The sequence below is a fragment of the Neorhizobium galegae genome, from assembly GCF_017877055.1.
GTDB classification, from domain to species: domain Bacteria; phylum Pseudomonadota; class Alphaproteobacteria; order Rhizobiales; family Rhizobiaceae; genus Neorhizobium; species Neorhizobium galegae_D.
In genome coordinates, this window is sequence record NZ_JAGIPG010000002.1 from 1639888 (window position 1) to 1665388 (window position 25501).

At 61.7% G+C, this 25501-nt stretch carries 26 protein-coding genes and 1 tRNA gene; 16 read left to right on the forward strand and 11 right to left on the reverse strand.

Annotated elements, in window-relative coordinates; all coding sequences use genetic code 11:
* Window positions 1–131 precede the first annotated feature (131 nt).
* The 4 genes from J2857_RS18590 (at window position 132) to J2857_RS18605 (ending at window position 3114) form a co-directional block, all read left to right on the forward strand.
* Entirely contained in the window at window positions 132–836 is a 705-nt protein-coding gene (locus tag J2857_RS18590; RefSeq protein WP_210011728.1) for a metal-dependent hydrolase, read from the forward strand.
* A gap of 111 nt (window positions 837–947) precedes the next feature.
* Window positions 948–1235, forward strand: coding sequence for an Asp-tRNA(Asn)/Glu-tRNA(Gln) amidotransferase subunit GatC (gene gatC / locus J2857_RS18595; protein WP_210011538.1), 288 nt, complete (start codon window positions 948–950; stop codon window positions 1233–1235).
* Between the two features lie 60 nt (window positions 1236–1295).
* A complete protein-coding gene (gene gatA / locus J2857_RS18600; RefSeq protein WP_210011539.1) occupies window positions 1296–2777 on the forward strand; it encodes an Asp-tRNA(Asn)/Glu-tRNA(Gln) amidotransferase subunit GatA in 1482 nt (493 codons plus the stop codon).
* A gap of 61 nt (window positions 2778–2838) precedes the next feature.
* Window positions 2839–3114: a hypothetical protein gene (locus tag J2857_RS18605; protein ID WP_210011540.1), complete on the forward strand. Its 276-nt coding sequence runs from the start codon at window positions 2839–2841 to the stop codon at window positions 3112–3114.
* Between the two features lie 45 nt (window positions 3115–3159).
* On the opposite strand, the gene J2857_RS18610 is transcribed toward J2857_RS18605, so the two are convergent.
* Complete coding sequence (locus J2857_RS18610; protein WP_210011541.1) at window positions 3160–3417, reverse strand: YjhX family toxin; 258 nt, start codon at window positions 3415–3417, stop codon at window positions 3160–3162.
* Between the two features lie 279 nt (window positions 3418–3696).
* On the opposite strand from J2857_RS18610, the gene J2857_RS18615 reads away from it, so the two are divergent.
* Window positions 3697–4206 carry a GNAT family N-acetyltransferase gene (locus J2857_RS18615; protein ID WP_210011542.1) on the forward strand — a complete coding sequence of 170 codons (510 nt, stop codon included), beginning with the start codon at window positions 3697–3699 and terminating at the stop codon, window positions 4204–4206.
* Here J2857_RS18615 and J2857_RS18620 read toward each other — a convergent pair.
* Window positions 4203–4526, reverse strand: a complete 324-nt coding sequence (locus J2857_RS18620; RefSeq protein ID WP_210011543.1) for a DUF1294 domain-containing protein — start codon at window positions 4524–4526, stop codon at window positions 4203–4205. The two genes, J2857_RS18615 and J2857_RS18620, sit on opposite strands and share 4 nt — an antisense overlap.
* Before the next feature lie 144 nt (window positions 4527–4670).
* On the opposite strand from J2857_RS18620, the gene gatB reads away from it, so the two are divergent.
* Window positions 4671–6176 (forward strand): Asp-tRNA(Asn)/Glu-tRNA(Gln) amidotransferase subunit GatB, encoded by a 1506-nt coding sequence (gatB, locus tag J2857_RS18625; protein WP_210011544.1) that lies wholly within the window; start codon window positions 4671–4673, stop codon window positions 6174–6176.
* Between the two features lie 5 nt (window positions 6177–6181).
* The gene (locus tag J2857_RS18630; RefSeq protein ID WP_210011545.1) at window positions 6182–6685 is read left to right on the forward strand and encodes a GNAT family N-acetyltransferase; all 504 of its coding nucleotides are present in this window, start codon (window positions 6182–6184) and stop codon (window positions 6683–6685) included.
* Between the two features lie 9 nt (window positions 6686–6694).
* Here the strand turns inward: J2857_RS18630 and J2857_RS18635 are convergent, their stop codons facing one another.
* Window positions 6695–7015, reverse strand: coding sequence for a hypothetical protein (locus tag J2857_RS18635; RefSeq protein ID WP_210011546.1), 321 nt, complete (start codon window positions 7013–7015; stop codon window positions 6695–6697).
* A 168-nt stretch (window positions 7016–7183) separates the two neighbouring features.
* On the opposite strand from J2857_RS18635, the gene J2857_RS18640 reads away from it, so the two are divergent.
* The 3 genes from J2857_RS18640 to J2857_RS18650 all read left to right on the forward strand — a co-directional run bounded on the left by J2857_RS18640 (window position 7184) and on the right by J2857_RS18650 (window position 8645).
* Window positions 7184–7648 carry a GNAT family N-acetyltransferase gene (locus J2857_RS18640; RefSeq protein WP_210011547.1) on the forward strand — a complete coding sequence of 155 codons (465 nt, stop codon included), beginning with the start codon at window positions 7184–7186 and terminating at the stop codon, window positions 7646–7648.
* A 103-nt stretch (window positions 7649–7751) separates the two neighbouring features.
* Window positions 7752–8150: an NADH:ubiquinone oxidoreductase subunit NDUFA12 gene (locus J2857_RS18645; protein ID WP_210011548.1), complete on the forward strand. Its 399-nt coding sequence runs from the start codon at window positions 7752–7754 to the stop codon at window positions 8148–8150.
* Window positions 8151–8216: 66 nt separating this feature from the next.
* The gene (locus tag J2857_RS18650) at window positions 8217–8645 is read left to right on the forward strand and encodes a DUF2155 domain-containing protein (protein ID WP_210011549.1); all 429 of its coding nucleotides are present in this window, start codon (window positions 8217–8219) and stop codon (window positions 8643–8645) included.
* A gap of 7 nt (window positions 8646–8652) precedes the next feature.
* Here the strand turns inward: J2857_RS18650 and aat are convergent, their stop codons facing one another.
* The 6 genes from aat to J2857_RS18680 all read right to left on the reverse strand — a co-directional run bounded on the left by aat (window position 8653) and on the right by J2857_RS18680 (window position 15765).
* The gene (gene aat / locus J2857_RS18655; RefSeq protein ID WP_210011550.1) at window positions 8653–9270 is read right to left on the reverse strand and encodes a leucyl/phenylalanyl-tRNA--protein transferase; all 618 of its coding nucleotides are present in this window, start codon (window positions 9268–9270) and stop codon (window positions 8653–8655) included.
* An 8-nt stretch (window positions 9271–9278) separates the two neighbouring features.
* Window positions 9279–10625 (reverse strand): acetyl-CoA carboxylase biotin carboxylase subunit, encoded by a 1347-nt coding sequence (gene accC, locus J2857_RS18660; protein WP_210011551.1) that lies wholly within the window; start codon window positions 10623–10625, stop codon window positions 9279–9281.
* 9 nt (window positions 10626–10634) lie between these two features.
* Window positions 10635–11090 (reverse strand): acetyl-CoA carboxylase biotin carboxyl carrier protein, encoded by a 456-nt coding sequence (gene accB, locus J2857_RS18665; protein ID WP_037080403.1) that lies wholly within the window; start codon window positions 11088–11090, stop codon window positions 10635–10637.
* A gap of 28 nt (window positions 11091–11118) precedes the next feature.
* A complete protein-coding gene (gene aroQ, locus J2857_RS18670) occupies window positions 11119–11556 on the reverse strand; it encodes a type II 3-dehydroquinate dehydratase (protein WP_210011552.1) in 438 nt (145 codons plus the stop codon).
* A gap of 133 nt (window positions 11557–11689) precedes the next feature.
* Window positions 11690–12466, reverse strand: a complete 777-nt coding sequence (locus J2857_RS18675; RefSeq protein ID WP_432420160.1) for a DsbA family protein — start codon at window positions 12464–12466, stop codon at window positions 11690–11692.
* Window positions 12467–12762: 296 nt separating this feature from the next.
* Window positions 12763–15765, reverse strand: coding sequence for an Rne/Rng family ribonuclease (locus J2857_RS18680; RefSeq protein ID WP_210011553.1), 3003 nt, complete (start codon window positions 15763–15765; stop codon window positions 12763–12765).
* A 685-nt stretch (window positions 15766–16450) separates the two neighbouring features.
* Between J2857_RS18680 and J2857_RS18685 the strand changes: the two genes are divergently transcribed.
* The 3 genes from J2857_RS18685 (at window position 16451) to prfB (ending at window position 21595) form a co-directional block, all read left to right on the forward strand.
* The gene (locus J2857_RS18685) at window positions 16451–17641 is read left to right on the forward strand and encodes an N-acetylmuramoyl-L-alanine amidase (RefSeq protein WP_210011730.1); all 1191 of its coding nucleotides are present in this window, start codon (window positions 16451–16453) and stop codon (window positions 17639–17641) included.
* A gap of 255 nt (window positions 17642–17896) precedes the next feature.
* Window positions 17897–20353: a penicillin-binding protein 1A gene (locus J2857_RS18690; protein WP_210011554.1), complete on the forward strand. Its 2457-nt coding sequence runs from the start codon at window positions 17897–17899 to the stop codon at window positions 20351–20353.
* A 110-nt stretch (window positions 20354–20463) separates the two neighbouring features.
* A protein-coding gene (prfB, locus tag J2857_RS18695; RefSeq protein WP_210011555.1) for a peptide chain release factor 2 occupies window positions 20464–21595 on the forward strand; the annotation gives its coding sequence in 2 pieces (ribosomal slippage) (window positions 20464–20532 and window positions 20534–21595; 1131 coding nt in all).
* A 76-nt stretch (window positions 21596–21671) separates the two neighbouring features.
* Here prfB and J2857_RS18700 read toward each other — a convergent pair.
* Window positions 21672–22877, reverse strand: coding sequence for a multidrug effflux MFS transporter (locus tag J2857_RS18700; RefSeq protein ID WP_210011556.1), 1206 nt, complete (start codon window positions 22875–22877; stop codon window positions 21672–21674).
* A gap of 170 nt (window positions 22878–23047) precedes the next feature.
* On the opposite strand from J2857_RS18700, the gene J2857_RS18705 reads away from it, so the two are divergent.
* On the forward strand, window positions 23048–23704 hold the full coding sequence (locus J2857_RS18705) for a TetR/AcrR family transcriptional regulator (RefSeq protein WP_210011557.1): 657 nt from the start codon (window positions 23048–23050) through the stop codon (window positions 23702–23704).
* 47 nt (window positions 23705–23751) lie between these two features.
* Here the strand turns inward: J2857_RS18705 and J2857_RS18710 are convergent, their stop codons facing one another.
* Window positions 23752–24525 carry an NAD kinase gene (locus tag J2857_RS18710; RefSeq protein ID WP_210011558.1) on the reverse strand — a complete coding sequence of 258 codons (774 nt, stop codon included), beginning with the start codon at window positions 24523–24525 and terminating at the stop codon, window positions 23752–23754.
* A gap of 251 nt (window positions 24526–24776) precedes the next feature.
* Between J2857_RS18710 and J2857_RS18715 the strand changes: the two genes are divergently transcribed.
* Window positions 24777–24852 (forward strand) — tRNA-Thr (locus J2857_RS18715).
* 238 nt (window positions 24853–25090) lie between these two features.
* Entirely contained in the window at window positions 25091–25483 is a 393-nt protein-coding gene (locus J2857_RS18720) for a hypothetical protein (protein WP_210011559.1), read from the forward strand.
* Window positions 25484–25501: the final 18 nt, after the last annotated feature.

Below are 25501 nucleotides of genomic sequence, written 5' to 3' on the forward strand. Positions count from 1 at the left end.
GCGTTCTTCATCCCGGGGATCCAATAGGGTGGTCGGAGAGGGTTTTGTCCCATCTTCTGTCCCACTTCCCTTTAGACCCATATCGGCTATGTGTCGTTACCATCCCGCATCATATTGAAGGAGAGTTTTCCATGAAGATCACCTGGCTCGGCCATGCCGCCTTCCGCATCGAGACCGCCCACGCCAAGATCTTGATCGATCCGATGCTCACAGGAAACCCGGCTTTTGCAGGCCATGATGTCAAAGCGGCCACCGAAGGTCTGACGCATATTCTCCTGACACACGGCCATGGAGATCACGTGGGCGACACCATCCAGATCGCCCAGGACACCGGAGCCACGGTTTTCGCCAACTATGATCTTGGAATGTGGTTGATGAAAAAGGGCGTCGCGAAGGTGGACGTTGCTGGCACCGGCGGCACGGTAGCCTTGCCGGGATTTACCGTGACGCTGACCCAGGCGCATCACGGTTCGGCCCAGATCACCGATGATGGCGTTTCCCATAGTCTCGGTAGTGCCAACGGCCTGATGCTTCATTTCGACGACGAGCCTTCCGTGCTGCATATGGGCGATACGGATATCTTCGGCGACATGGCGCTGATCAACGAATTACATCAACCGGATATCGGTCTTGTTCCGATCGGCGACCGCTTCACCATGGGCGGCGCAGTCGCCGCGCTTGCCTGCCAGCGTTTCTTCGATTTCAAACATGTGATTCCGTGTCATTACGGCGGCTTCCCGATCGTCGACCAGACCCCGGAAAAGTTCGTCAGGGGCATGGAAGGCTCGCGCACCCGCGTCGAGATCCCACCTGTAGGTGGTGGCCTGAACTATTGATCGTCACCGGCACCGGGCGGTGCGCCTCTTCAAATTGAGGCGTGCTCCCTGTTGCGAAGGGCGGACGCGGCGATTATAGCGGGTAGGAATTTTCTTGCCCGGAGTCATGCCATGTCCGTCGATCTCGCCACCGTCAAGCGCGTCGCGCGCCTTGCCCGCATTGCGGTCACCGAGGAAGATGCCAATCGCATGGTCGGCGAGCTGAATGGCATCATCAATTTCGTCGAGCAGCTTTCCGAAGTCGATGTCACCGGCGTCGAGCCGATGACCTCGGTCACCCCGATGGACATGCGCAAGCGCGCCGACAATGTCACCGACGGCGACAAGGCCGCGGATATCGTCGTCAATGCGCCGTCGACCGACCACAATTTCTTCCTGGTGCCGAAGGTCGTCGAGTGAGCGCTGCATAGCGCCCCCGCCGAACTTCCTCTGCTCGCATTCGAACCGTTTGAAGAGACCATGACCGAACTCACCAGCCTTACCATTGCCGAAGCCCGCGAAAAGCTCGAAGCCGGGGAGTTCACCTCGGTCGAGCTGACCGAGGCCTATCTTTCCGCGATCGATGCCGCCAACTCGGTGTTCAACGCCTATGTGGCCGTGACCCCGGAAAAGGCGCTCGACATGGCGAAGGCCTCTGACGCGCGCCGCGCCAGCGGTCAGGTCGGTGCCTTGGAAGGCATTCCGCTCGGCATCAAGGATCTGTTCGCCACCCGCGACGTTCATACCCAGGCCTGCAGCCACATCCTCGACGGCTTCAAGCCGAAATACGAATCGACCGTCACCCAGAACCTTTGGAACGATGGCGCTGTCATGCTCGGCAAGCTCAACATGGACGAGTTCGCCATGGGCTCCTCCAACGAGACCTCCCATTACGGCGCGGTGGTCAACCCGTGGCGGGCGAACGGTTCCAACCAGCAGCTCGTTCCGGGTGGTTCCTCCGGCGGTTCGGCCGCGGCCGTCTCCGCCTTCCTCTGCGCCGGCGCCACCGCCACCGATACCGGCGGCTCCATCCGCCAGCCGGCCGCCTTCACCGGCACCGTCGGCATCAAGCCGACCTATGGCCGCTGCTCGCGCTGGGGAACGGTCGCCTTTGCCTCATCTCTCGACCAGGCAGGCCCGATCGCCCGCGACGTGCGCGATGCGGCGATCATGCTGAGGTCGATGGCGTCGGTCGATGCGAAGGACACCACCTCCGTCGATCTGCCGGTGCCGGATTACGAGGCCTCGCTCGGCCAGTCTCTCAAGGGCATGAAGATCGGCATTCCGAAGGAATACCGCGTAGAGGGCATGCCGGAAGAGATCGAGAAGCTTTGGGCTCAGGGTATCGCCTGGCTGAAGGATGCCGGCGCCGAGATCGTCGACATCACCCTGCCGCACACCAAATACGCGCTGCCGGCCTATTATATCGTCGCCCCCGCCGAAGCTTCGTCGAACCTCGCCCGTTACGATGGCGTTCGCTACGGCCTGCGCGTCGATGGCAAGGATATCGTCGACATGTACGAGAAGACCCGCGCCGCCGGCTTCGGCACCGAGGTCAAGCGCCGCATCATGATCGGCACCTACGTTCTGTCGGCCGGTTATTACGACGCCTATTACCTGCAGGCCCAGAAGGTCCGCACGCTGATCAAGCGCGACTTCGAGATCGTCTTCGACGCCGGCGTCGATGCGATCCTGACGCCGGCCACGCCGTCGTCCGCCTTCGGCATCGCCGACGAGGACCTCGCTTCCGATCCGGTCAAGATGTACCTGAACGACATCTTCACGGTAACGGTCAACATGGCCGGCCTGCCGGGCATCGCGGTTCCCGCCGGCCTCGACGCCAAGGGCCTGCCGCTCGGCCTGCAGCTGATCGGCAAGCCGTTCGAGGAAGAAACGCTGTTCCGCACCGCCCATGTCATCGAACAGGCCGCCGGCCGGTTCACGCCGGCGAAGTGGTGGTAAGGTAATTGCAATCCATACGATGACGGCCGCCGATCTCAGGCGGTCGCCGGGGAGGTGGTTCATGGATAAGCCGGATCTCGCACGTTTGATCGAGGCGTTTGACCGCCTCGCAACCTCCGGCTTCACCATGGGCGCCGAATGGGAGGCGGCCCATAACATCTGCCAGGCCCATGAGGGAGAACCGCCGTTCGACTGGGGCCACGCGCTTTGCCACCGCATCGAAGGCGACGACTGGAACGCTGACTACTGGTATCGCCGTGCGGGCAAACGGCGCTCGGCAGGGGGCGTTGCCGAAGAATGGCCAGCCATGCGCGCGGAGCTTGAAGCACTCCTCTGACAGGCCCGGACGCGCGCCATTGCGACGCGCATCCGTCATTTGATTTTATCGATTGTCCTGCTCGGCCCTCACCAGTACCAATCCCCGTTCTGTGATGCGGTAGGGTTTGCCGCCCTGGGATTTGATCGCTCCTTTCTGCTTGAGCTTGCGGAAGGTGACGAGGTCCAGCCCCGAGAAGGCCCAGCCTTCGCGGGTGACGAGCTGCAGTTTCTCGATTTTTCTGTTGTCGTCGCGGGTGATCTCGATCCTGCCGCCTTGGGCGAGCAGGTGGAGGATGCGCTGTTCGGCGCGGGAAATATCCATTGTCTTGATGTCCGGAGAAGCGCTCGGAGACGAGCGCGCAAAAACGTTGCCGGCGTCGCGAAACGTCGGGGCTCTCGTTTTTGTCTGGGCCGGCGCGGCTTGACGCGGGGCCGGCCCCTTAGCGGGTCTCTACGGAGGAGAACATCAAAACTCCATCAATGCGAAATCCGCACTAGGCGGGTTTTCCCTAACCGTCAAGCGCCGGACGGAAACGCCCTATTTGTTGCACTGGTCAAAGCGCGGACTCAGTGGTCTACTGCAACTGCAACAGGGGAAACTATGGCCCATATTCGCAATGCGCGCGAGGACGAGGTGGATATCCTGGCGGAAATCGGCTTCCGCTCCTGGGAGAAGGCCATGATTTCTATCGGCGAGATGACCGATATGCGTTCCAGCGCCCGCACTGCCTTCCAGAATTTCACGCGCTCCACCTGGCTCACCATCACCGTCGTCGAACAAGGCGGCAATCTCGCCGGCTGGGCGGCGCGCGAAAAGCTCGACGAGCTGATCTCCGACTTCTGGATCGATCCGGCCTTCCAGGGCCACGGCTTCGGCCGGGCGCTTCTCCTCGAGATCGAGGCAGAGATCGTCCACCAGGGGTTCGAAGTCGCCCGCATCGAGACCCACGCCCGTAATGCCGAGGCGGTCGGCTTCTTCGAAAAGCAGGGCTATTCCATCAACTGGCTCTCGACCATCTATTCGCCCAAGATCGACCGGGACGTGCAATCGGTCGGCCTGTCGAAGCGCCTCGTCGCGGAAGCGCCGGACACTTACGGACCGAGCTTCTAAATCGCCCCGGCGATGACCGCGATCACCCGCCGCGTCAAGTCCGGAGCAAGCAGCCATGACGCTGCGCCGAGCGTGTGGAGGGCGACTATAATCATCAGCAACGTGCGGAAAGGTTCCTTGCGGGTCTTGTGTCGCAGCATCTGCTGCGCGGCCACCGCGCCCAGACTGCCGCCGATGAAGGCTACGCTCAGGAGCGTGCGCTCGCTGATCCGCCATGTGCCATCGATGGCCGCCTGCTTGTCCCACCAATAAACGCAGAATACGATGACGTTCAGGAGTAGATATAGGATAAACAGCGTGAGTGGGATTGAAAGCTCCATTCCGTAATTTCACCAGAGTCCGGTTAAAACCGGCTGAATGAACGACAGCATTCTACAGCGATGCTTTCGCGCACCAGCCTTGCACCGCAACGCCAATTGCTCTACCTCCAGAAAACCCAATCGAGACCATTTCACGAGCATCAGATGACCCTTGTCGACGTCCGCACGCCCGATCCGAAACGCTTCATTCCCGGCGCCACCGGCGACTGGGAAGTCATCATCGGCATGGAGGTGCACGCCCAGGTTCTCTCCAATTCCAAGCTCTTCTCCGGCGCCTCGACCGAGTTCGGCAAGCCGGCCAATTCCAACGTCTCTCTCGTTGATGCCGCCATGCCCGGCATGCTGCCGGTTATCAACGAGGAATGCATCAAGCAGGCGGTGCGCACCGGGCTCGGCCTGAAGGCGCAGATCAACAAGCGTTCGCTGTTCGACCGCAAGAACTATTTCTATCCGGACCTGCCGCAGGGCTACCAGATCTCCCAGTACAAGGATCCGATCGTCGGCGAAGGCAAGATCGTCATCTCGCTCGGTCCGGACCGCCAGGGCCAGTTCGAGGATATCGAGATCGGCATCGAACGCCTGCATCTCGAACAGGATGCCGGCAAGTTGATGCACGACCAGCATCCGACCATGTCCTATGTGGATCTCAACCGCTCCGGCGTGGCGCTGATGGAGATCGTCTCCAAGCCCGACATGCGCTCTTCCGACGAAGCCAAGGCCTATATGACCAAGCTGCGCTCGATCGTGCGTTACCTCGGCACCTGCGACGGCAACATGGACGAAGGCTCGATGCGCGCCGACGTCAACGTCTCGGTGCGCCGTCCGGGCGCCGAATTCGGCACGCGCTGCGAGATCAAGAACGTCAACTCGATCCGCTTCATCGGGCAGGCGATCGAATACGAAGCCCGCCGCCAGATCGGCATCCTGGAGGACGGCGGCACGATCGACCAGGAAACTCGGCTGTTCGACCCGAACAAGGGCGAGACGCGTTCGATGCGCTCCAAGGAAGACGCGCACGACTACCGTTACTTCCCCGATCCGGACCTGTTGCCGCTCGAATTTGACGATGCCTTCATCGAGGAGCTGCGTGCGGGCCTAACTGAGCTGCCGGACGACAAGAAGGCGCGTTTCGTGCGCGAGCTCGGCCTGTCGATCTACGACGCCTCGGTGCTGGTGTCGGAAAAGGCGATCGCCGATTATTTTGAGGCGGTTGCCGAAGGCCGCGACGGCAAGATTGCTGCCAACTGGGTGATCAACGACCTGCTGGGCGCCTTGAACAGAACCGGCAAAGACATTGAAGAGACTCCGGTTTCTCCCGCTCAGCTCGGCGCCATCATCGACCTCATCAAGGCCGGGACGATTTCCGGCAAGATCGCCAAGGACCTGTTCGAGATCGTCCTCAACGAGGGCGGTGATCCGGCGGAAATCGTCGAGGCACGCGGCATGAAGCAGGTCACCGATACCGGCGCGATCGAGGCCGCCGTCGACGAGATCATCGCCGCCAACCCGGACCAGGTCGCCAAGGTCAAGGCGAAGCCCACGCTTGCCGGCTGGTTCGTCGGCCAGGTCATGAAGTCGACCGGCGGCAAGGCCAACCCGCAGGCGGTCCAGGCGCTCGTCAAGGCGAAGCTCGGGATCGAAGAGGAGTAGGCCCGATGGTCTACTTCGTCCGCACTGCCGGTGAAGCTGACGTGGAGCAGATCCGCGCCCTGCTGGCGGCGACCTTTCACGATACCTATGATCCGTTCTACGGGGCCGACAAGGTCAGGAGAATGGTCGACGGCTGGCATTCTGCTGGCGCCGTCAAGGCGCGCATCCAGAAGCGCGGCGGCGAGTTCCTGGTCGCTGACGACGGCAGGAACATCGGCGGCATCGGTTATGCCGCCATGTATCCGAAAATGGTGAAGACGGCGATGCTGCACCAGCTCTACGTCAAGCCGTCCTGCCAGAACGAGGGCATCGGGCGGGATATCTTCGCCGAACTCGAAACCTGTTTTCCGGATGCCGAGATCATGCGGGTCGAAGTGGCGCTGCCGAACGTGCGCGCCATGTCCTTCTACGAGCGGCTCGGGTTTTCCGAGGTCGATCGGATGGAGGAATGGGGTGCCCCCAATTCCGGCCTGCCGGCGATCATCATGGAGAAGCGGCTACCCGTCTGACGGCCGCCGTCACTGCGCAGGCTCGAATTTCTTGCCGCCCTCGTCGTAGATCGCCACTAGGCTGCACTCCATCAGGTCCTTGCGGCGCTTCGTGTTGCAAACGGATTTGGACGCCTGGATGGCGGCCTCCTTGCTGTCGAAGCCGCAGAAGGTCTCGTGCCAATGCGGCCCCTCCTTCGACTGCGCAAAAATGTCGATGCTCCAGCCGGCCGGGAAACAGGCAGTGGTCTCAAGGCAGTCCTCGGCCGTCCCACCTTCCTTGATGCATTTGTTCTTGGCGCAGTCGAGTGCCTTGCGGATCGAGGATGCAAAGCATACGCCGCTGCTCATTTCCGGCGCCTGAGAGAAACCGACCGCTCCGCGGCCTTCCGCAAAGACCGCCATTGGCCATACCGCCAAGACGGCTGCCAATAAAATCATCCCAAGTCTTTGTGTCATCGCCTCAGCCCTTCTAAGGTTCGGCCGGGATCATGCCGATTCTGCGTTGAAAGGAAAGAGATGACGGACAACCTTATTATCCGCCGAGCTCGCGAAACGGATCTTGTGGCGCTCATTGAACTTTTTGCCGCCGACGAGACGGGTGGTCACGGCGACACGACGGACGACGACGCTTATGAAGACTACCTGCGGGCCTTCAACGTCATCGATGCCTCGCAGAACGAGCAGCTCTTCGTCGCCGAACTGGAAGGCGAGGTGGTCGGCACGTTCCAGATCCTCTTCAACCGGACCCTGACCGGCAGGGGATCGCTGTCGATGATCCTGGAGGCGGTACAGACGCGCAGCGACATGCGCGGCAAGGGTATCGGTGGTCAAATGATCCATCATGCGATCGAGGAAGCCAGGCGCCGCGACTGCCGGATTGTCCAGCTCACCTCGAATATGGCGCGCACCGATGCCCATCGTTTCTATGAACGGCTAGGCTTCGCCAAAAGCCATTTCGGCTTCAAGATGAAGCTCAAATGACCGTGCGCGACATTTGGAATCACTGGACATCGAAGGCGCCAAGCGGCATAAGCGGATCAGCGACTTCGATCGTCATCCTGTTTGCCAAGCCGACGGAACATCCATGAAAAACCTCCTGCTGCAGATCTTTACCTGGTGGAACGGACAGACCATGGGCACCAGGTTCTTCACCTGGCGTTTCGGCAAGAAGGTCGGCGAAGACGAACTCGGCAATGTCTATTACGAAGGCCCGATGACCTCCTGGGGCAAGCCGAAGCGTTGGGTGATCTACAAGGATTACGCCGAAGCCTCCGCGATCACGCCCGGCTGGCACGGCTGGATGCATTACCGCACCGACATCGCTCCCTCGCAGGAAGACTACAAGGCCCGCGAATGGGAAAAGGCGCACAAGTTGAACGGCACGGGCACGCCGTTCGCCTATCGTCCGCAGGGCTCGCTTGCCGCGACCGGCGAGCGCCCTCGCGTTACCGGCGATTACGACGCCTGGACGCCTGGAAACTGACACCTGTTTTGGCCACAATCGCACTCTAGGTCTCGACGCCGACGGGATCGCCGGGACGGGAAGCATATGGGATTGATGACGGTTTCTCCACGCAAGCAAATGATCGGTGCGTTGATCGCGCTGGCATCCGTGCTTGCGGCGGATGGTGTATCTGCGGCGCGGCTGAACAACCCGGTCGCGGTTTTCGCCGGCATCGACAAGATCACCGGCCGCATCACCACGTTCGACGTCTATGTCAACGAGACCGTCCAATACGGCGCGCTGCAGGTGACGCCAAAGGTCTGTTATTCCCGCGACGAGACGGAAGCCCAGAAGATCGACGGTTTCGTGGAAGTGGACGAGATCACCCTCGACCGCAAGATCCGCCGGATATTCACCGGCTGGATGTTCGCCGACAGCCCCGGCCTCAACGCCGTCGAGCATCCGATCTACGACGTCTGGCTGACCGGCTGCAAACAGAAGTCCGACGTGCCGCCGCCAAAGGCGACCAACTGATTTTCCCTTAGAATTTCAGGTGCGGTGAATCGACCGCGATTCTCAGGAGCTTGAGATAGTCGTCCTTGGGGACGTCGATTGCGCCGAACGTCTTCAGATGTTCGGTCGTGAACTGTGTGTCGAGCAGGGTAAAACCGTTTTTTCGGAGCCGCTCGACAAGATGCACGAGGCAGATCTTGGAGGCGTTCGTGCGCCTGGAAAACATGCTCTCGCCGAAAAAGGCCGAACCGAGCGAAACACCATAGAGACCGCCGACCAGTTCATCGCCCTCGAAGGCCTCGACGCTGTGCGCGTGGCCCATGCGGTGCAATTCGTTGTAGAGCTTGCGGATCGTGGAGTTGATCCAAGTGCTTGGCCGGTCGCCGGCGGGCTCGGCACAGAAAGCCATCACCCGTTCGAATGCCGTATCGACGCGGATGTCGAGCGGGCTCTTGCGGACCGCCTTAGCGAGGCTTTTCGAAATATGGAAGCCGTCGAGCGGCAGGATGCCGCGCATTTCCGGCTCGACCCAGAAGATTTCCGGGTCGTCGGCGGATTCGGCCATCGGGAAAAGGCCGATAGAATAGGCGCGCAACAGGATTTCCGGGGTTATCGCCGGGTAATATCTGCCGCGTCGCCCTGCCATCGATCTCCCTAATGCGTCTTGTCGCCGGCGAGGTAGTTTTCCAGCCAGTGAATGTCGTAATCGCCATTGGCGATATCCGGATTATCGACGAGATCCTGGAAGAGGGGAAGCGTTGTCTTGATGCCGTCAACGACGAACTCGTCCAGCACGCGGCGCAGCCGCATCATGCACTCGACGCGGGTGCGTCCGTGCACGATCAGCTTGCCGATCAGGCTGTCGTAATAGGGCGGGATGCGGTAGCCCGCATAGGCACCGGAATCGACGCGCACACCAAGCCCGCCGGGCGCATGGAAATGCGTGATCGTGCCGGGCGACGGCACGAAGGTGCGCGGGTCCTCGGCATTGATGCGGCATTCGATGGCATGGCCGGAGAACACGATGTCTTCCTGGCGGACGGACAGGCCGGCGCCGGAGGCGACGCGGATCTGTTCGTGCACGAGGTCGATACCGGTGATCGCTTCGGTGATCGGGTGCTCGACCTGCAGACGGGTGTTCATCTCGATGAAATAGAACTCGCCGTTCTCGTAGAGGAATTCGATCGTGCCGGCGCCGCGATATTTCAGCTTGCGCATGGCATCGGCGCAGATCTCGCCGATCTTCATCCGCTGTTCGACGTTGAGGGCAGGGGAATTGGCTTCTTCCCAGACCTTCTGGTGGCGGCGCTGCAGCGAGCAGTCGCGCTCGCCGAGATGGATGGCATTGCCTTCCCCGTCGCCGACCACCTGAATTTCGATATGGCGCGGCTTGCCGAGATATTTTTCCATGTAGACGGCATCGTTGCCGAAAGCGGCGAGCGCTTCGGAACGGGCCGTCGACACGGCCTCATCCAGGTCGGCCTCGGTCTTGGCGACCTTCATGCCGCGTCCGCCGCCGCCGGCGGTCGCCTTGATCAGCACCGGGAAACCGATCTGGCGGGCGATTTCCATCGCGTTCTCGGGCTTCACCTCGCCATCGGAGCCGGGAACGACGGGAATGCCGAGTTCCTGCGCGGTCTGTTTGGCGGTGATCTTGTCGCCCATGATGCGAATATGGTCGGCGGTCGGGCCGATGAAGGTGATGCCGTGCGCGTCGAGGATATCCGCGAACTTGGCGTTTTCCGACAGGAAGCCGTAGCCCGGGTGCACGGCGTCGGCGCCGGTGATCTCGCAGGCGGCGACGATCTGGTGGATGTTCAGATAGCTGTCGCGCGACGGCGGCGGGCCGATGCACACGCTTTCGTCGGCGAGCCGGACATGCATGGCGTCGGCGTCCGCAGTGGAATGGACCGCGACGGTCGCGATGCCGAGTTCCTTGCAGGCGCGAAGCACGCGAAGCGCGATTTCACCGCGGTTGGCTATGAGGATCTTGGAAATCATGGATGCGCCTTACTCGATGACGACGAGCGGCTGGCCATACTCGACGGGCTGAGCGTCGTTGACCAGGATTTCCGTGACCTTGCCGGAGCGCGGCGACGGGATCTGGTTCATCGTCTTCATGGCCTCGATGATCAGCAGCGTCTGGCCTTCCTTGACGGTGGCGCCGACTTCGACGAAGGCGCGCGAACCCGGGGCCGGGGAGAGGTAGATGGTGCCGACCATCGGCGCAGTGACCGCGTTCTTGTTGTCCTGGATTGCGGGCGCTGCTGCGGCTACGGGAGCTGCAGCCGGGGCATAGGCGGGCGCTGCGACCGGGGCCTGGACATATTGAGTCGTACCGACGCGCGATACACGAATACGCACATCGTCCTGTTCGACTTCGATCTCGGTGAGGTCGGTATCGTTGAGGATGTTCGCGAGGTCGCGGATCAGTCCCTTGTCGATACCGTTCTTCTTGTCAGACATGGCAAACCCTATTGTTCTGTTTATCTTGTCAGGCGGTAATGGATTTCAAGGCGTGCAGCGCCAGAATGTAGCTCGCGGTGCCAAAACCGCAGATCACGCCCTTTACCGCCGGTGCGATCATCGAATGATGGCGGAATTCCTCCCGCGCGTGGACATTCGAGATATGAAGCTCGATCACCGGCACGGAAATCGCCTTGATGGCGTCGTGCAATGCGATCGAGGTATGTGTATAGGCGCCTGCGTTGATGGCGACGCCGACGGCTTTTTCATTGGCTTCGTGGATCCAGTCGATCAGCACGCCTTCATGATTGCTCTGGCGGAAATCAACCGTAAAGCCGAGTTCCTTGCCGGCTGCGATGCAGTCGTTCTCGACGTCCTTCAGCGTGGCTGCGCCATAGATGCCCGGCTCGCGCTTGCCCAGCATGTTGAGATTGGGGCCGTTGAGGACGAAGACCGTCTTGCTCATCACTATTCTATTGTTCCACACTGAAATTCAGGGGCCACCTATAGACCGGCGAGGCGGCAAGGGAAAGCCCCCGCCGTGCCGAAAGCCCGTGAGTCCACTGCGATGGAACATCTATTGGTCAGGGCTTACCCTGTCAGCAGGTCGCCTTGCCGCAGGCACGCACGTTGGCGACCTTCTGCTCGATCGCCTCGAGGCCGACGGCACCGAACACGGCTTCGTCGCCGACCACATAGGTCGGGGTGCCGGTGATGCCGATCGCGTTGGCGAGCCGGTAGGCGTCGCGCACCAAGTCGTCGTTCGGCTGGTCGGCCATGGACTTGCGGATCGCCGCCTCCTTGACGCCGAGCGCGCTGGCGACCGCGATGGCCGCCGCCTCCGAGGCGTGAGGCTTGCCGCCGAGCAGTTCGCGGTGGAACTCTGCATATTTATCCGGCGCGACCAGACGCACGGCGTTGGCGACCCGGTGGGCGGCGACCGAGTCCGGACCGAGGATCGGGAATTCCTTCAGGATGAAGCGGACGTTCTTGTCCTTGGAAAGGATGTCGTCCATGTCGGAAAGCGCCCGCTTGCAGTAACCGCAATTGTAATCGAAGAACTCGACGACGGTGACGTCGCCCTTCGGATTGCCGAGCGTGATGTCGGTCGGCGACGAGAAGATCTCCTGCTTGTTGTCCGCGATCGCTTTTGTCGACTGCTCGACGCGCTGTGTCTGCTGCTTGGCTTCCAGCGCGTTCTGAACCTCGACCAGCACTTCCGGATTCTGGATCAGGTATTCGCGGATGAACTGGCCCATTTCCTTTTTCTGCTGGTCGTCGAGCGCGACGGCCGGGGCGGCCGCGGAAAGTGCCAGGGCCAGCATCGAGCCGGCGGCCAATGTCTTGAAAATGAGCGTCTTGAACAGGCGGGTCATCCATATCCTCTTGGGTCGGGCACACGAATCCCCGCGCACCATTGTTGCGATTTGTGCCCAAAGTAAGCCAGTCGGGCTTTCCAAAAAACCTCAAAATCATTTCCGCGCGGTTCCCGCCAGTTCACAACTGCGTATGAGGCTTGGCAGGATGGTGGAATGGAGTCTGGTTTCAACAGGTTGACGGCATTTCCGGAATCGCTTCGGCAGGAAGTTGATGCAGTTTCTCAGTGTGAAGGCGGGTAAAAACAAAAACGGCCGCGTCGAACGCGGCCGTTTTTCATGGATTGTCAGTCGGCTCAGAAGAAGCCGCGGCGCTGCCACCAGCCGGCCTTCTTCGGCTTCGACGGGTCGTTTTCGGCCTCGGGCGCTGCCACCGGGTCGGAACTCTTCACCACCGCCTCGGCTGAGGAGGAGATGTTGGACGCGCGGTTAGCTCGGGCCGGCTTCGCTTCGCCGGCATCTGCCTGCTCGGCTGCTGCGGCGGGAGCTTCCTCGACGGGAGTTTCTGCGACCGGAGCTGTCTCGGGAGCCTGCGGCTCTTCGCCGAGTGCTGCCTCGACCTGCTCGACGACGGTTTCCACCGGAGCCGGAGCGGCGACAGTCACCTGAACGTCTTCTGCAGCCGGGACCTCTTCCGCAGCCGGTGCGTCGGCCGCAGTCGCTGCCTTGCCGCGACGCGAACGACGCGGTTTGGCTTCCGGTTTGCCGCCAGATGCGGCTTCCGCCTCGGCGGGCGCCGACACAGCCTCGGCGGCGATCTCCTCAGAGGCTTCCGCTACGGCCGCTACCAGCACGGCGGCGACGTCTTCGCCGGATGCGTCTTCGTCGGCCGCTTCGCCGTCCTCCGAAGCACTCAGTTCCTGTCCGTCCTCACCGTTGCGATTGCGACGACCACCGCGCTTGCCGCGGCGACGGCGCTTGCGGCGGTTTTCTTCCGAGTCCGAATCGGCGGCAACCGTTGAGCCGGATGCTTCACCGGTTTCGGAAACGTCGTCCTCGCCTTCATCGCCATCCTCGTCGCCGTCGGCCATGTCGTCGTTGCCGCCCTGGGCGGTCTGGACGTCTCCGCCCTTTTCTCCGCCACGGTTGCGACGACGCCGGCGGCGCTTGCGCTTGCGGCCGTTCGGGTCATCACCCTGCTGCTGGGCGCGCTCGGCATTGGCAGCTGCCGGCTGCGCTGCCGCTGCGACGGTCTCTTCTTCTTCCTCCTCGTCGGCCTCGATGATGATGTCGTCATCGTCCTCTTCGACGGGGATGGCCGCGAACTGCATCAGGCTTTCGATCTTGACCGGGTTTTCGACCGGCTCGCCGCGATCGATCGCGAAATGGCTGGAGCCGATGCTGACATCCGATTCGATGAAGATCGAGACGCCGAAGCGGTTCTCGTAGTCGACGATGCTGGAACGCTTGTGGTTGAGGAGATAGAGCGCGATCTCCGGCGTGGTGCGCACGGTGATGTCATGCGTGGTGTTCTTGAGCAGATATTCCTCGACGCCGCGCAGCACGTGCAGGGCGACCGACGACTGCGAGCGCACGTGGCCGGTGCCGCCGCAATGGGTGCAGATCTGCGTTGTCGATTCGAGAACCGAAGCGCGGATGCGCTGGCGCGACATTTCGAGCAGGCCGAAATGCGAGATGCGGCCGACCTGGATGCGGGCGCGGTCGTTCTTCAGGCAATCCTTCAGCTTCTTCTCGACAGCGCGGTTGTTGCGCTTCTCTTCCATGTCGATGAAATCGATGACGATCAGGCCGGCAAGGTCGCGCAGGCGAAGCTGGCGGGCGACTTCTTCCGCCGCTTCCAGGTTGGTCTGGAGCGCGGTTTCCTCGATCGAGTGTTCGCGGGTCGAACGGCCGGAGTTGACGTCGATGGCAACCAGTGCTTCCGTCTGGTTCATGATCAGGTAGCCGCCGGACTTCAGCGTCACCTGCGGCTGCAGCATGCGGTCGAGTTGCGCCTCGATGCCGGAACGGGCGAAGATCGGATGCAGGTCGCGATAGGGTTGGACCACCTTGGCATGGCTCGGCATCAGCATCTTCATGAAGTCTTTCGCTTCACGATAGCCTTCTTCGCCGGACACGATGATCTCGGAAATGTCCTTGTTATAAAGGTCGCGGATCGAACGCTTGATCAGCGAGCCTTCCTCGTAGACGAGGGTAGGGGCGGTCGAGCTCAGGGTCAGCGTGCGGACGTTTTCCCACAGGCGCATCAGGTATTCGAAATCGCGCTTGACTTCGACGCGGGTGCGGTTCGCACCGGCGGTGCGCAGGATGACGCCCATGCCCTGCGGCACGTCGAGCTCGCGGGCGATTTCCTTGAGGCGCTTGCGGTCCTGCGGCTGGGTGATCTTGCGGGAAATGCCGCCGCCACGCGCCGTGTTCGGCATCAGAACCGAGTAGCGGCCGGCGAGCGAAAGATAGGTGGTAAGGGCAGCGCCCTTGTTGCCGCGCTCTTCCTTGGCGACCTGAACCAGCAGGATCTGGCGGCGCTTGATGACTTCCTGGATGCGATACTGCTTGCGCGGCTTGCGCACGACGCGGTCCGGAACTTCTTCCATGGCGTCTTCGGCGCCGACCGACTCGATCACTTCCTTCTCGCCGTGATCGTCATCGTCGTCGTCGTCGAAATCGTCGTTGCGGCCGCCGCGGCGGGCGTCGACGTCTTCCGAGATCGAATCGGTCTCGACCATCGCGGCCATTTCGCCGGGCGTCGAGCCGTCGTCGTCATTGTTTTCGGAGGAAGGAGCCCCTTCACCCTCGGATGCTCCGGCTTCAAGAGCCGCTGCTTCTTCTGCCGGCTTCTTGCGGGCGCGGCTGCGGCGCGGCTTGGCTTTCGGCTTTTCAGCCTCTTCGGTGGCGACAGCCTCGACCGGGCTTGCTTCAGTTGCTTCCGCACCGGCTTCGCTTGCGGGCTCGACAGCGGCTGCCGGGGCAGCGATGCCGATATCCGGCTGTTCCTGGTGGGCAAGGTCGACCACCGGATCAGCGGCTTCCGCCTCGGCGATCTTGCGCTGATCCTCGGCTTCCTGCTGCATCAGCGCCTGACGGTCGGCAAGCGGGATCTGATAATAGTCGGGATGGATTTCGGCAAAGGCGAGGAAGCCGTGACGGTTTCCGCCGTAGTCGACGAAGGCGGCCTGCAGTGAGGGTTCGACCCTCGTCACCTTCGCCAGATAGATATTGCCGCGTATCTGTTTTTTATGCTGCGATTCGAAATCGAACTCCTCGATCCGGTTACCGCGAACGACAACTACGCGCGTCTCCTCTTCGTGAGACGCGTCGATAAGCATTTTGTCTGCCATTGAAATTCTGCTCCTCGGCGCCGCCGGGAGAATGCAGAAAAGCCTGCCACAAGGACAGGCCCGTCATGCAATGCGGTCGTTGCGCCGGATAAAGATGTTCCCGTCAGGCACGGTTGTGACGGCAACCGGAAAGATGATGGGGAGCGTTGCTCCCTCAGTCTCTCCAGGTTCTGCAAATTGTGCCGCGACATCAAAAACCAAACGAGAATGACGATACCATAGGCCCGCATGGGCCCGATGAATGTGCTCCGCATGAGCGGTGGGTGGCACGCCACCCGGTACTATTCCGGCCACCGCCGGTTGGATCGTGTATCAGGAAAAAGTGTAGCGACGGCGGATGACTGTCGGTCGTCGGCGCCAGGTCCCGAAAAGGCTGGCCAGCCTATCGGCAGACTATCCCGTCAACACTTTAACCCTCACGGGCGTTGTATGGTTTATCTGTCACAATAGCAAGGGAAAAGCCAAGTTTGCCATATTCTCGATGGAATTAGACCCCTTATGGATGGCAGGGAACGGGCGGATGATTCGCATCTTTTGACGTGCAAATGCCTTCTAGAATGGGCACTTTGATGCGGGTTGCCCGACAGGCGGCGGGGCTTTGAATGCGGGTAGCGTTTTGAGGGCGGATTTAAAGGCAAGCGCAGCGACGGCCTGCGGCGGAAGTCGGCAGCGTTTTTTTGCGCGAATCGCTTGCGCGGTTCTTCTCTTGGTAGCCTTCGTCGCGACACCTCCCCTGAGTTCCGCCCGCGCTACGTCGCCGCCGCCGCTTCTCGCCTTCAGCGCGCGGGTCGCCGGCGATGATGCGCGCACCCGGATCGTCATCGAGTTCGAGAAAAAGCCGGAATTCTCCGTCCATTACGTCGCTGCGCCGGAACGGGTAGTCGTCGACCTGCCGGCGACCGCCTTCGGTTTCCCCGCCGAGGATCTGGCCGCACGTGGTCTCTTCAGGGACATCCGCTACGGCGCGATGGGTGAGTCGAGCGCCCGCATCGTGCTGACCGCCAAGAGGCCGGTGAAACTGTCGATCGCCGAGGTTCAGTCGAACGACAACGGCAGCTACAGGCTGGTCCTGGATGCGGAAATGGCCTCCAAGGAGGTTTTTGCCGACCTGGTGAAGACCCAGAACTGGGCGACGCCGACGGCGGCGGCTCCGGACGCGCTGGCGATGGCCGAGAAGGACAATGTCTTTACGGTTGCTGTCGATGCCGGGCATGGTGGGATCGATGCCGGCGCGACGGGGGCGGGCACCAAGACGCCGGAGAAGACCATCACGCTTGCGTTCGCCAGGACGCTTGCCGAACGATTGAAGAGGGTCGAGGGGATCAAGGTCTTGTTGACCCGCGACGACGACACGTTCCTGTCGCTCTCCGAGCGCGTGACGCTTGCCCGCCAGGGCCACGCCGATCTCTTCGTATCCCTGCATGCCGATACGCTCGGCCAGAAGGACATTCGCGGCGCGACCGTCTATACCCTGTCCGACAAGGCGTCCGACCGCATGGCCGAAAACCTCGCGGCGCGCGAAAACCTGTCCGACGAGCTTGCGGGCTACACACTCCAGAGCGGCCCGCCCGAGGTCGCCGATATCCTGCTCGACCTGACCCGGCGCGAGACCCAGGCGTTTTCGATCGCGCTCGCCACCAATGTCGTCCAGTCCTTCGAAGGGCAGATCGGGCTCATCAACAATCCCCACCGTTATGCGGGCTTCCAAGTTCTGCGCGCCCCGGACATTCCGTCGGTGCTCCTCGAACTCGGCTTCCTGTCCAATGTCGAAGATGAGAAGCTGCTGCTGGATGAGTCGTGGCGCTCGAAGGTGATCGACCGCATGGTCGATGCTATCAAGCGCTATCGTGACCGCGCGATGGCGAACGGCGGCTGATTCTGCCTGCCGCGCGTGGCGCGTGTGCCACAGGCATCGGGAATATCGCGTGAGGGAGGGCGGACGCCGGAAATCGGATCTAAGAGCCCTATTTTACTCACATTCAGGCGGTTACTCGATAATCTGTCAGATGCAATGGACGGCGGACGATTGATCCGTTTTCGCCTTGCGCTGGTGCAATCACCGTGCAAAACGCCTCTAACCATGCGATGGTGTGTTTCACGCGCCGAATGAAAGCTGAACGGTAGCTCCGATATGGTAAGATTGATTGGTTATCTCTTTGGTTTGGCCTGCGTCCTGTTTCTGGTCGTGGCTGCCGGCGTGGGTATTTACCTCACCGGGATGACCAAGGACCTGCCGAACTACGAGGTGCTTGCCTCCTACGAGCCCCCGGTTGCCACCCGCGTTCATGCCGGCAACGGTGCCTTGATGGCGGAATATGCCCGCGAACGGCGCCTCTTCCTGCCCATTCAGGCGGTGCCGGATCGGGTCAAGGCGGCCTTCCTGTCCGCTGAAGACAAGAATTTCTACAGCCATCCCGGCATCGACATCACGGGTCTTGGGCGAGCCGTCCTCTCGAACCTCCAGAACCTCGGTTCCGGCCGTCGCCCCGAAGGAGCCTCGACCATCACCCAGCAGGTGGCGAAGAACTTCCTTCTCTCTGCCGACCAGACGATCGACCGCAAGGTCAAGGAAGCAATCCTCTCCTTCCGCATCGAGCAGACCTATTCGAAGGACAAGATCCTCGAACTCTACCTGAACGAGATCTTCTTCGGCCTGAATTCCTACGGCATCGCCGGCGCGGCACTTACCTATTTCGACAAGTCGGTGACGGAGTTGACGACGGCCGAGGCCGCCTATCTTGCTGCCCTTCCGAAAGGGCCGGCGAACTACCATCCATTCCGCCGCGAAAAGGCGGCGCTCGAGCGCCGCAATTGGGTCATCGACCGCATGGCCGAGAATGGTTACATCACCCAGCCTGATGCCGACGACGCCAAGAAGCAGCCGCTCGGCGTCAAGCAGCGCCGCATCGGCACCCATCTCTTCGCATCGGACTATTTCTCGGAAGAGGTGCGCCGCCAGATCATCGACCGTTACGGCGACAAGGCGCTCTATGAGGGCGGTCTTTCGGTCCGCACCTCGCTCGATCCCGACCTTCAGGTTATCGCCCGCACCGCCCTGCAGAACGGTCTGGTGGAATATGACGAGCGCCGTGGTTTCCATGGGCCGATTGCACAGATCGCCATGATTGGCGACTGGGGCCTGGAACTCGCCAAGCAGAAGTCGCTTGCGGACGTGCCGGAATGGAAGCTTGCGGTCGTCACCGAGGTTTCGGCGAAGTCGGCCACGATCGGTCTGCAACCCTCGGCGGATGCGGCCGGCAAGGTCGACCCGGCTCGCGAGACTGGCACGATCAACGGCGACGACATGAAATGGGCCTATCGGGACTCGACCAATACCCGCAAGCCGGCAAAATCGCCCGACGGCGTGCTGAAGCCGGGCGATGTCGTTTACGTAGAGCCGATCAATCCGCAGGCCAGGACCTACAGGCTGCGCCAGCCGCCGAAGGTCCAGGGCGGCCTCGTTGCCATGGATCCGAACACGGGCCGCGTTCTTGCGATGGCCGGCGGCTTCTCCTATTCGCAATCGGAATTCAACCGCGCCACCCAGGCAATGCGCCAGCCCGGTTCGTCGTTCAAGCCGTTTGTCTACTCGGCTGCGCTCGATAACGGTTATACGCCGGCCTCGGTCATCCTGGACGCCCCGATCGAGATCGTCTCCGGCGGTCAGGTCTGGCGGCCGGAAAACTACGGCGGTGATTCAGGCGGCCCGTCGACACTGCGCACCGGCATCGAAAAATCCCGCAACCAGATGACTGTGCGCCTGGCGCAGGACATGGGCATGGAACTGGTTGCCGAATATGCCGAGCGTTTCGGCATCTACGACAAGATGCTGCCTGTGCTTGCCATGTCGCTCGGTTCGGGCGAGACGACGGTCATGCGAATGGTCTCGGCCTATGCGGTCATCGCCAACGGCGGCAAGCAGATCAAGCCGACCGTCATCGACCGCATCCAGGACCGTTACGGCAAGACGATCTTCCGTCACGAGGAGCGCGCCTGCGACGGCTGCAACTTCAATGACTGGGCCAACCAGGAAGAACCGAGCATCGTCGACAATCGCGAGCAGGTTCTCGACCCGATGACCGCCTACCAGATTACTTCGATGATGCAGGGCGTGGTCCAGCGCGGCACGGCAGCCGGCAAGATTCCGGTCAAGGACCGCGACGTCGCCGGCAAGACCGGCACCACGAACGATGAAAAGGACGCCTGGTTCGTCGGCTTCACGCCGAACCTGGTCGCGGGTCTTTATATCGGCTTCGACACGCCGGCCCCGCTCGGCCGTGCCGGCACCGGCAGCGGCCTTGCCGCACCTATTTTTGGCGAGTTCCTCGCGCAGGCAGCCAAGCTGACGCCGGCCGAAAAATTCCACGTGCCGGACGGCATGCAACTCGTCGCGGTCAACCGCAAGACCGGCATGGCGGCCATGGAAGGCCAGCCGGACACGATCGTCGAAGCCTTCAAGCCGGGTACCGGCCCGGCAGACGTCTTCCAGGTCATCGGCGACGGCGAATACATGACCCAGGACCAGATCTTCACCAATTCGCCCCAGGCGCAGCAGGCTGTGACCTCGGGCATGCCGGGCCTGTTCTGATCCTGTTGGACGCGAATGGCTTGCGGCCGGCCCGGGCTTTACATCCGGGCTCGCTGCAACTATGTCCACGGCACCTAAAACCCCAACACAAAGAGCGAAGAACAAGCGCCATGCGTGCGGAAATCATCAATGTAGTCGACGAAATCAAGCAGGCCATAAGCCTGCTGAGGAGGCATCTTTGACTGGGATCAGGCGGTAAGACGACTGGACTGGTTGAACAACAAGTCGGAGGATCCCAACCTCTGGAACGATGCCGCCGAAGCGCAGAAGCTGATGCGCGAACGCCAGCAGCTCGATGACGGCATCAATGGCGTCAAGGCGATGGAGCAACAGCTCAACGACAATATCGAGCTGATCGAGCTTGGCGAGGAAGAGGGCGACGAAGCGATCGTCAAGGAAGCCGAGGATGCGCTGAAGGCGCTGAAGGCGGAATCCGGCCGGCGCCAGGTCGAAGCCATGCTCTCGGGCGAGGCGGATGGCAACGACACCTATGTCGAAGTCCATTCCGGCGCCGGTGGCACGGAAAGCCAGGACTGGGCGAACATGCTGTTGCGCATGTACACCCGCTGGGCCGAACGCCAACGTTTCAAGGTCGAGCTTCTGGAAGTGCATGACGGCGAAGAAGCGGGCATCAAGTCGGCGACCATCCTCGTCAAGGGCCACAATGCCTATGGCTGGCTGAAGACCGAATCGGGCGTCCATCGCCTGGTCCGCATTTCGCCCTATGACAGCAACGCCCGCCGCCACACCTCGTTTTCGTCCATCTGGGTCTATCCGGTCATCGACGACTCGATCAACATCGAGATCAACGAAAGCGATTGCCGCATCGACACCTACCGTTCGTCGGGTGCCGGCGGCCAGCACGTCAACACGACCGACTCGGCGGTGCGCATCACGCACATTCCGTCGGGCATCGTCGTGCAATGCCAGCAGGAGCGTTCGCAGCACAAGAACCGCGCCAAGGCGTGGGACATGCTGCGTGCACGTCTTTACGAGGCCGAGCTGAAGAAGCGCGAGGAAGCGGCAAATGCCGAAGCAGCTTCGAAATCCGATATCGGTTGGGGCCACCAGATCCGCTCCTATGTGCTCCAGCCCTACCAGATGGTCAAGGACCTGCGGACAGGCGTGACCAGCACGGCGCCCGACGACGTGCTGGACGGGGATATCAATCCGTTCATGGAAGCGGCCCTGGCGCACCGCATCAGCGGCAAGCCGGATGTGGACGTCGCCGACGTCGACTGAGGATTTTAACGAAGCACGAACGAAAGCGGCCGGATTGCAAAGCCCGGCCGCTTCTTTTTGTCAGGTAAGGCGGAGATTATTCCGCCGCAGCCGCCATTGCACCGCGCGGGCTGCGCAGCACGACCAGCGACAGCAGGAAAACCACGACCGAGCACACCGCGATGACCGTGACCATCGGCAGCGACGTGCCGTCGACGAACATGCCGCCGAGGCCGATCACGACCGCAGACGTCACGAACTGGATCGTGCCCATCATCGCCGACGCCGTGCCGGCGATCCGGCCGTGGTGTTCGAGCGCCAGCACCGCCGCCGTCGGGATGATCATGCCCAGGAAGCCGTAGCCGCCGAACAGGAAGGCCGCCATGACGTCGAGACGATCGATGCCGAGCGAGGTGACGAGTGCCAGAAGGACCATCATCGTGGAATACCCGAACACCGCGCCGCGGATCACTTTGCGCAGCCCGATCTTGCGGGAGAGCCAGCCGTTCAGCTGCGACATGCCGATGAAGGCGACCGCATTGCACGAGAAGACGATGCTGTAGAAGGTCGGTGACAGGCCGTAATGCTGGATCAGCACGAAGGACGAGTTCGCCACATAGATCATGTAGCTCGACATGCCGAAGGACGCGATCAGCACCAGTCCGAGATAGTAAGGATCCCGGAGCAGCGTGCCATAGGAGTTGAGCGCGCCGGCGAGGCTGCTTTCACTGCGCGCAGCCGGCAGCCGGGTTTCCTCCAGGAAGAAGACCGCGACGACGGCGCCGACGGCACCGGCGCCGACCATCACCCAGAAGATCAGCCGCCAGTCGCCGAACACCGTGACGATGCTGCCGGCAAGCGGTGCGAGGATCGGCGAGACGCTGAACACCAGCATCAGCCGCGACATCAGCTGGGCCGCCGCCGGACCGGTATGCAGGTCGCGGACGATGGCGCGGGAGATGACGACGCCGGCGCAGGCGCCCATGCCCTGCAGGAACCGGAAGGCGATCAGCCATTCGATCGACGGCGACAGGGCGCAGCCGACCGCACCGATGGCATAAAGGGCAAGGCCCACATAGAGCGGCCGCTTGCGGCCGAACATGTCGGAGAGCGGACCATAGGCGATCTGCGAAACCGCCATGGCGACGAAGAAGGAGATCAGGCTCGCCTGCACCTCGTGGCTGTCGGCCTGCAAGTTTGCGCTGATGGTCGGCAATGCCGGGAGGTACATGTCGAGGGCGAAAAGCCCGATAGCGGAGAGCAGCCCGAGCGACAGGGCATGCGAAGGAGCTCTGCTTTGCATTTGGAAAAAACCTTTCCCGTCACCACATCTGCCGTGGTAACGGCAGGGCGAGGACGATTATGGGAGAAGAATATGAGAGCCGGCCGCGTTTGGGAGGATAGGCCTAAACAATCATGTAAAATATTCTGGACACAATTGTCCAATCCGTCAAGCCCCGCTATAGTGATGTCATGAAAAATTCGTCTGCCGAACTTCCACGCGATTACGACACCTGGCCGCCGGCGCAGAGCAAGCGCCAGGCTATCCTCAACGCTGCAGCCGACGTTTTTGCCCAGGAAGGCTTCGGCGGCGCCAGCATCGATGCGATCGCGGCAAGGGCAGGGGTATCGCGCCAGACGATCTACAATCAGCTGGGCGACAAGGATAATCTTTTCAAGGTCGTGGTCGCCGAAATCACCGATCGCTCCAGCGCCGGTTTCTTCCGCGTCCTCGATACTTTCCCGGTGGCGCCGCAGGATATCGAGGCGGAACTGACGCATTTCTCGGCCCAGCTCCTGCGCAAGGCGATCTGCGACCCGAACGGCCGCTGGCTGCGCAAGGTGGTCGAAACCGAGGGTGCACGATTCCCTGAGCTTTTCGAAACCTGGAAGGAATACGGGCCGGGCAAGAAATATCCGGCCATCGCCGCGCGGCTGGCGCAGCTCGCCCATGGCGGTTATCTCGAAATCGAAGATCCGGCGCTCGCGGCCCGCCAATATATGGCACTTCTCGCAACCGACCTGCGTTACGACCAGCAGCTTGGCCGCCAGACGCCGGAATCGGAGATCGACCAGATGGCGGCGAACGCCACCCGCACTTTTTTGCGCGCCTTCACCCCGAAGCGCTGAGCTTCACGCAAGGGCAAGAGGCTCTATTTGGGCGCGCTGACGCTGAGTCAGTTGTTGAACTGCTCGGCAAGAATCCGGTCGGACCAGGAGTGGTTCGGATCGGAGAGGATGCGCGCAGTGATTTCGGTCGATTGCGCCACCCGCACCTTCAGCACCGACTTCACCTCGGTATTGTCGGCAACCGCGTTGACCGGCCGCTTTTCCGGTTCGAGGATGTGGATATCGACGCAGACGTGGTTCGGCAGCAGCGCGCCGCGCCAGCGCCGCGGACGGAAGGCCGAGACCGGCGTCATGGCGAGCAGCGGCGCTTCCAGTGGCAGGATCGGCCCGTGTGCCGACAAATTGTAGGCGGTCGAGCCGGCCGGCGTCGCGATCATCAGTCCGTCGCAGATCAGCTCCTCCAGCCGCACATGGCCGTCGATCTCCACCCGGAGCTTGGCCGCCTGGTAGGATTGCCGGAAGAGATAGACCTCGTTGATGGCGAGTGCCGCCGACGTCGAGCCATCCTCGTTTTCCGTGGTCATCTTCAGCGGATGGAATTCGTTTTCGACCGATTCGGCCACCCGTTCACGAAGTCGCTCGGCGCGAAAATCGTTCATCAGGAAGCCGACCGAGCCGCAATTCATCCCGTAGACGCTTTTGCCCGTATGGATCGTATCGTGCAGCGTCTGCAGCATGAAACCGTCGCCGCCGAGCGCGACGATCACGTCGGCCTCCGCGGTCGGCACGTTGCCGTAGAGCCGCACAAGTTCCTCCAGTGCGGATTGTGCTTCCGGGGCTGTCGAGGCGATGATGGAGAGCTTGTTCGTCTGGGACGACATGAACGGGCCTTTGAGGGTGCCGCCGCCCGAGGGGCCGCGCAAGGGACGCTGTAACCAGTTGAGCTAACACGAGCCTGTGACAGGACCATGCCGGCGGGACGGCATTAAGTACAGGAAAAACAGGCTTTTGGACAAGCGCCTTGCGCCATCGCCGGTGGGGGAAACAACGCAAGTCGAATACATGGTGTATGATGTTAAAGCGATTTTCTCTTTACAGGAGGGGAAAATCTGGTAACTCCCCACTCGAAAGTGCCCTTGTAGCTCAGTTGGTAGAGCACCTGATTTGTAATCAGGGGGTCCCGGGTTCGAACCCTGGCGGGGGCACCATTAAAATCAATCGCTTAATCAAGTAGACGTTCCAACGTATTCCGACGGCGTTCCTACTCGCCTGTTCCCGCTCCGTCTTTGCCGGACCGGTTGGCGACCCACGAGTTTCGGGACCTGGCCGCACTGACCCCGCGCCGCCGTTATTCGGTGGAAGCGGTCGAACCTCGGAAACCTTCTGCGGTCGGCGGGGTTAGATGGCTGTAGGGCATGTCTGCAAAGTCCCACGAGAGGAAACCCAATGTTTGTAAAGATACTCACAATTGGCGCACTGTCGCTAGGTCTCGCCACTGCTGCGGTCGCCCAGTCGGGCTCGGGAACCGGATCAGGATCCGGCGGCGCTTCTGGCTCAGGTTCTGCAGGAACCAGCGGATCCGTTTCGGGTTCGGGCGCCAGCGGCTCCGGCACGCTCAACGGCACTACCACGACTCCGCTGAATGGAGCTGGAAGCGGTGCGCTTGATTCCAATACGACCGGCAGCACGATCGGCAATTCCGGCGGTTCCAAATGCCCGCCCGGCAATCTGTCGCAGGGTACCGGCTCCGCCACGACCAACAATTTGCCGCAGGGTTCGGGCTCCGCGATGCCCAATGCGGACGGAACTCTTGCACCTGGGCAGGCACAGAACTGCTGACCGAGAACCATGTGCGGC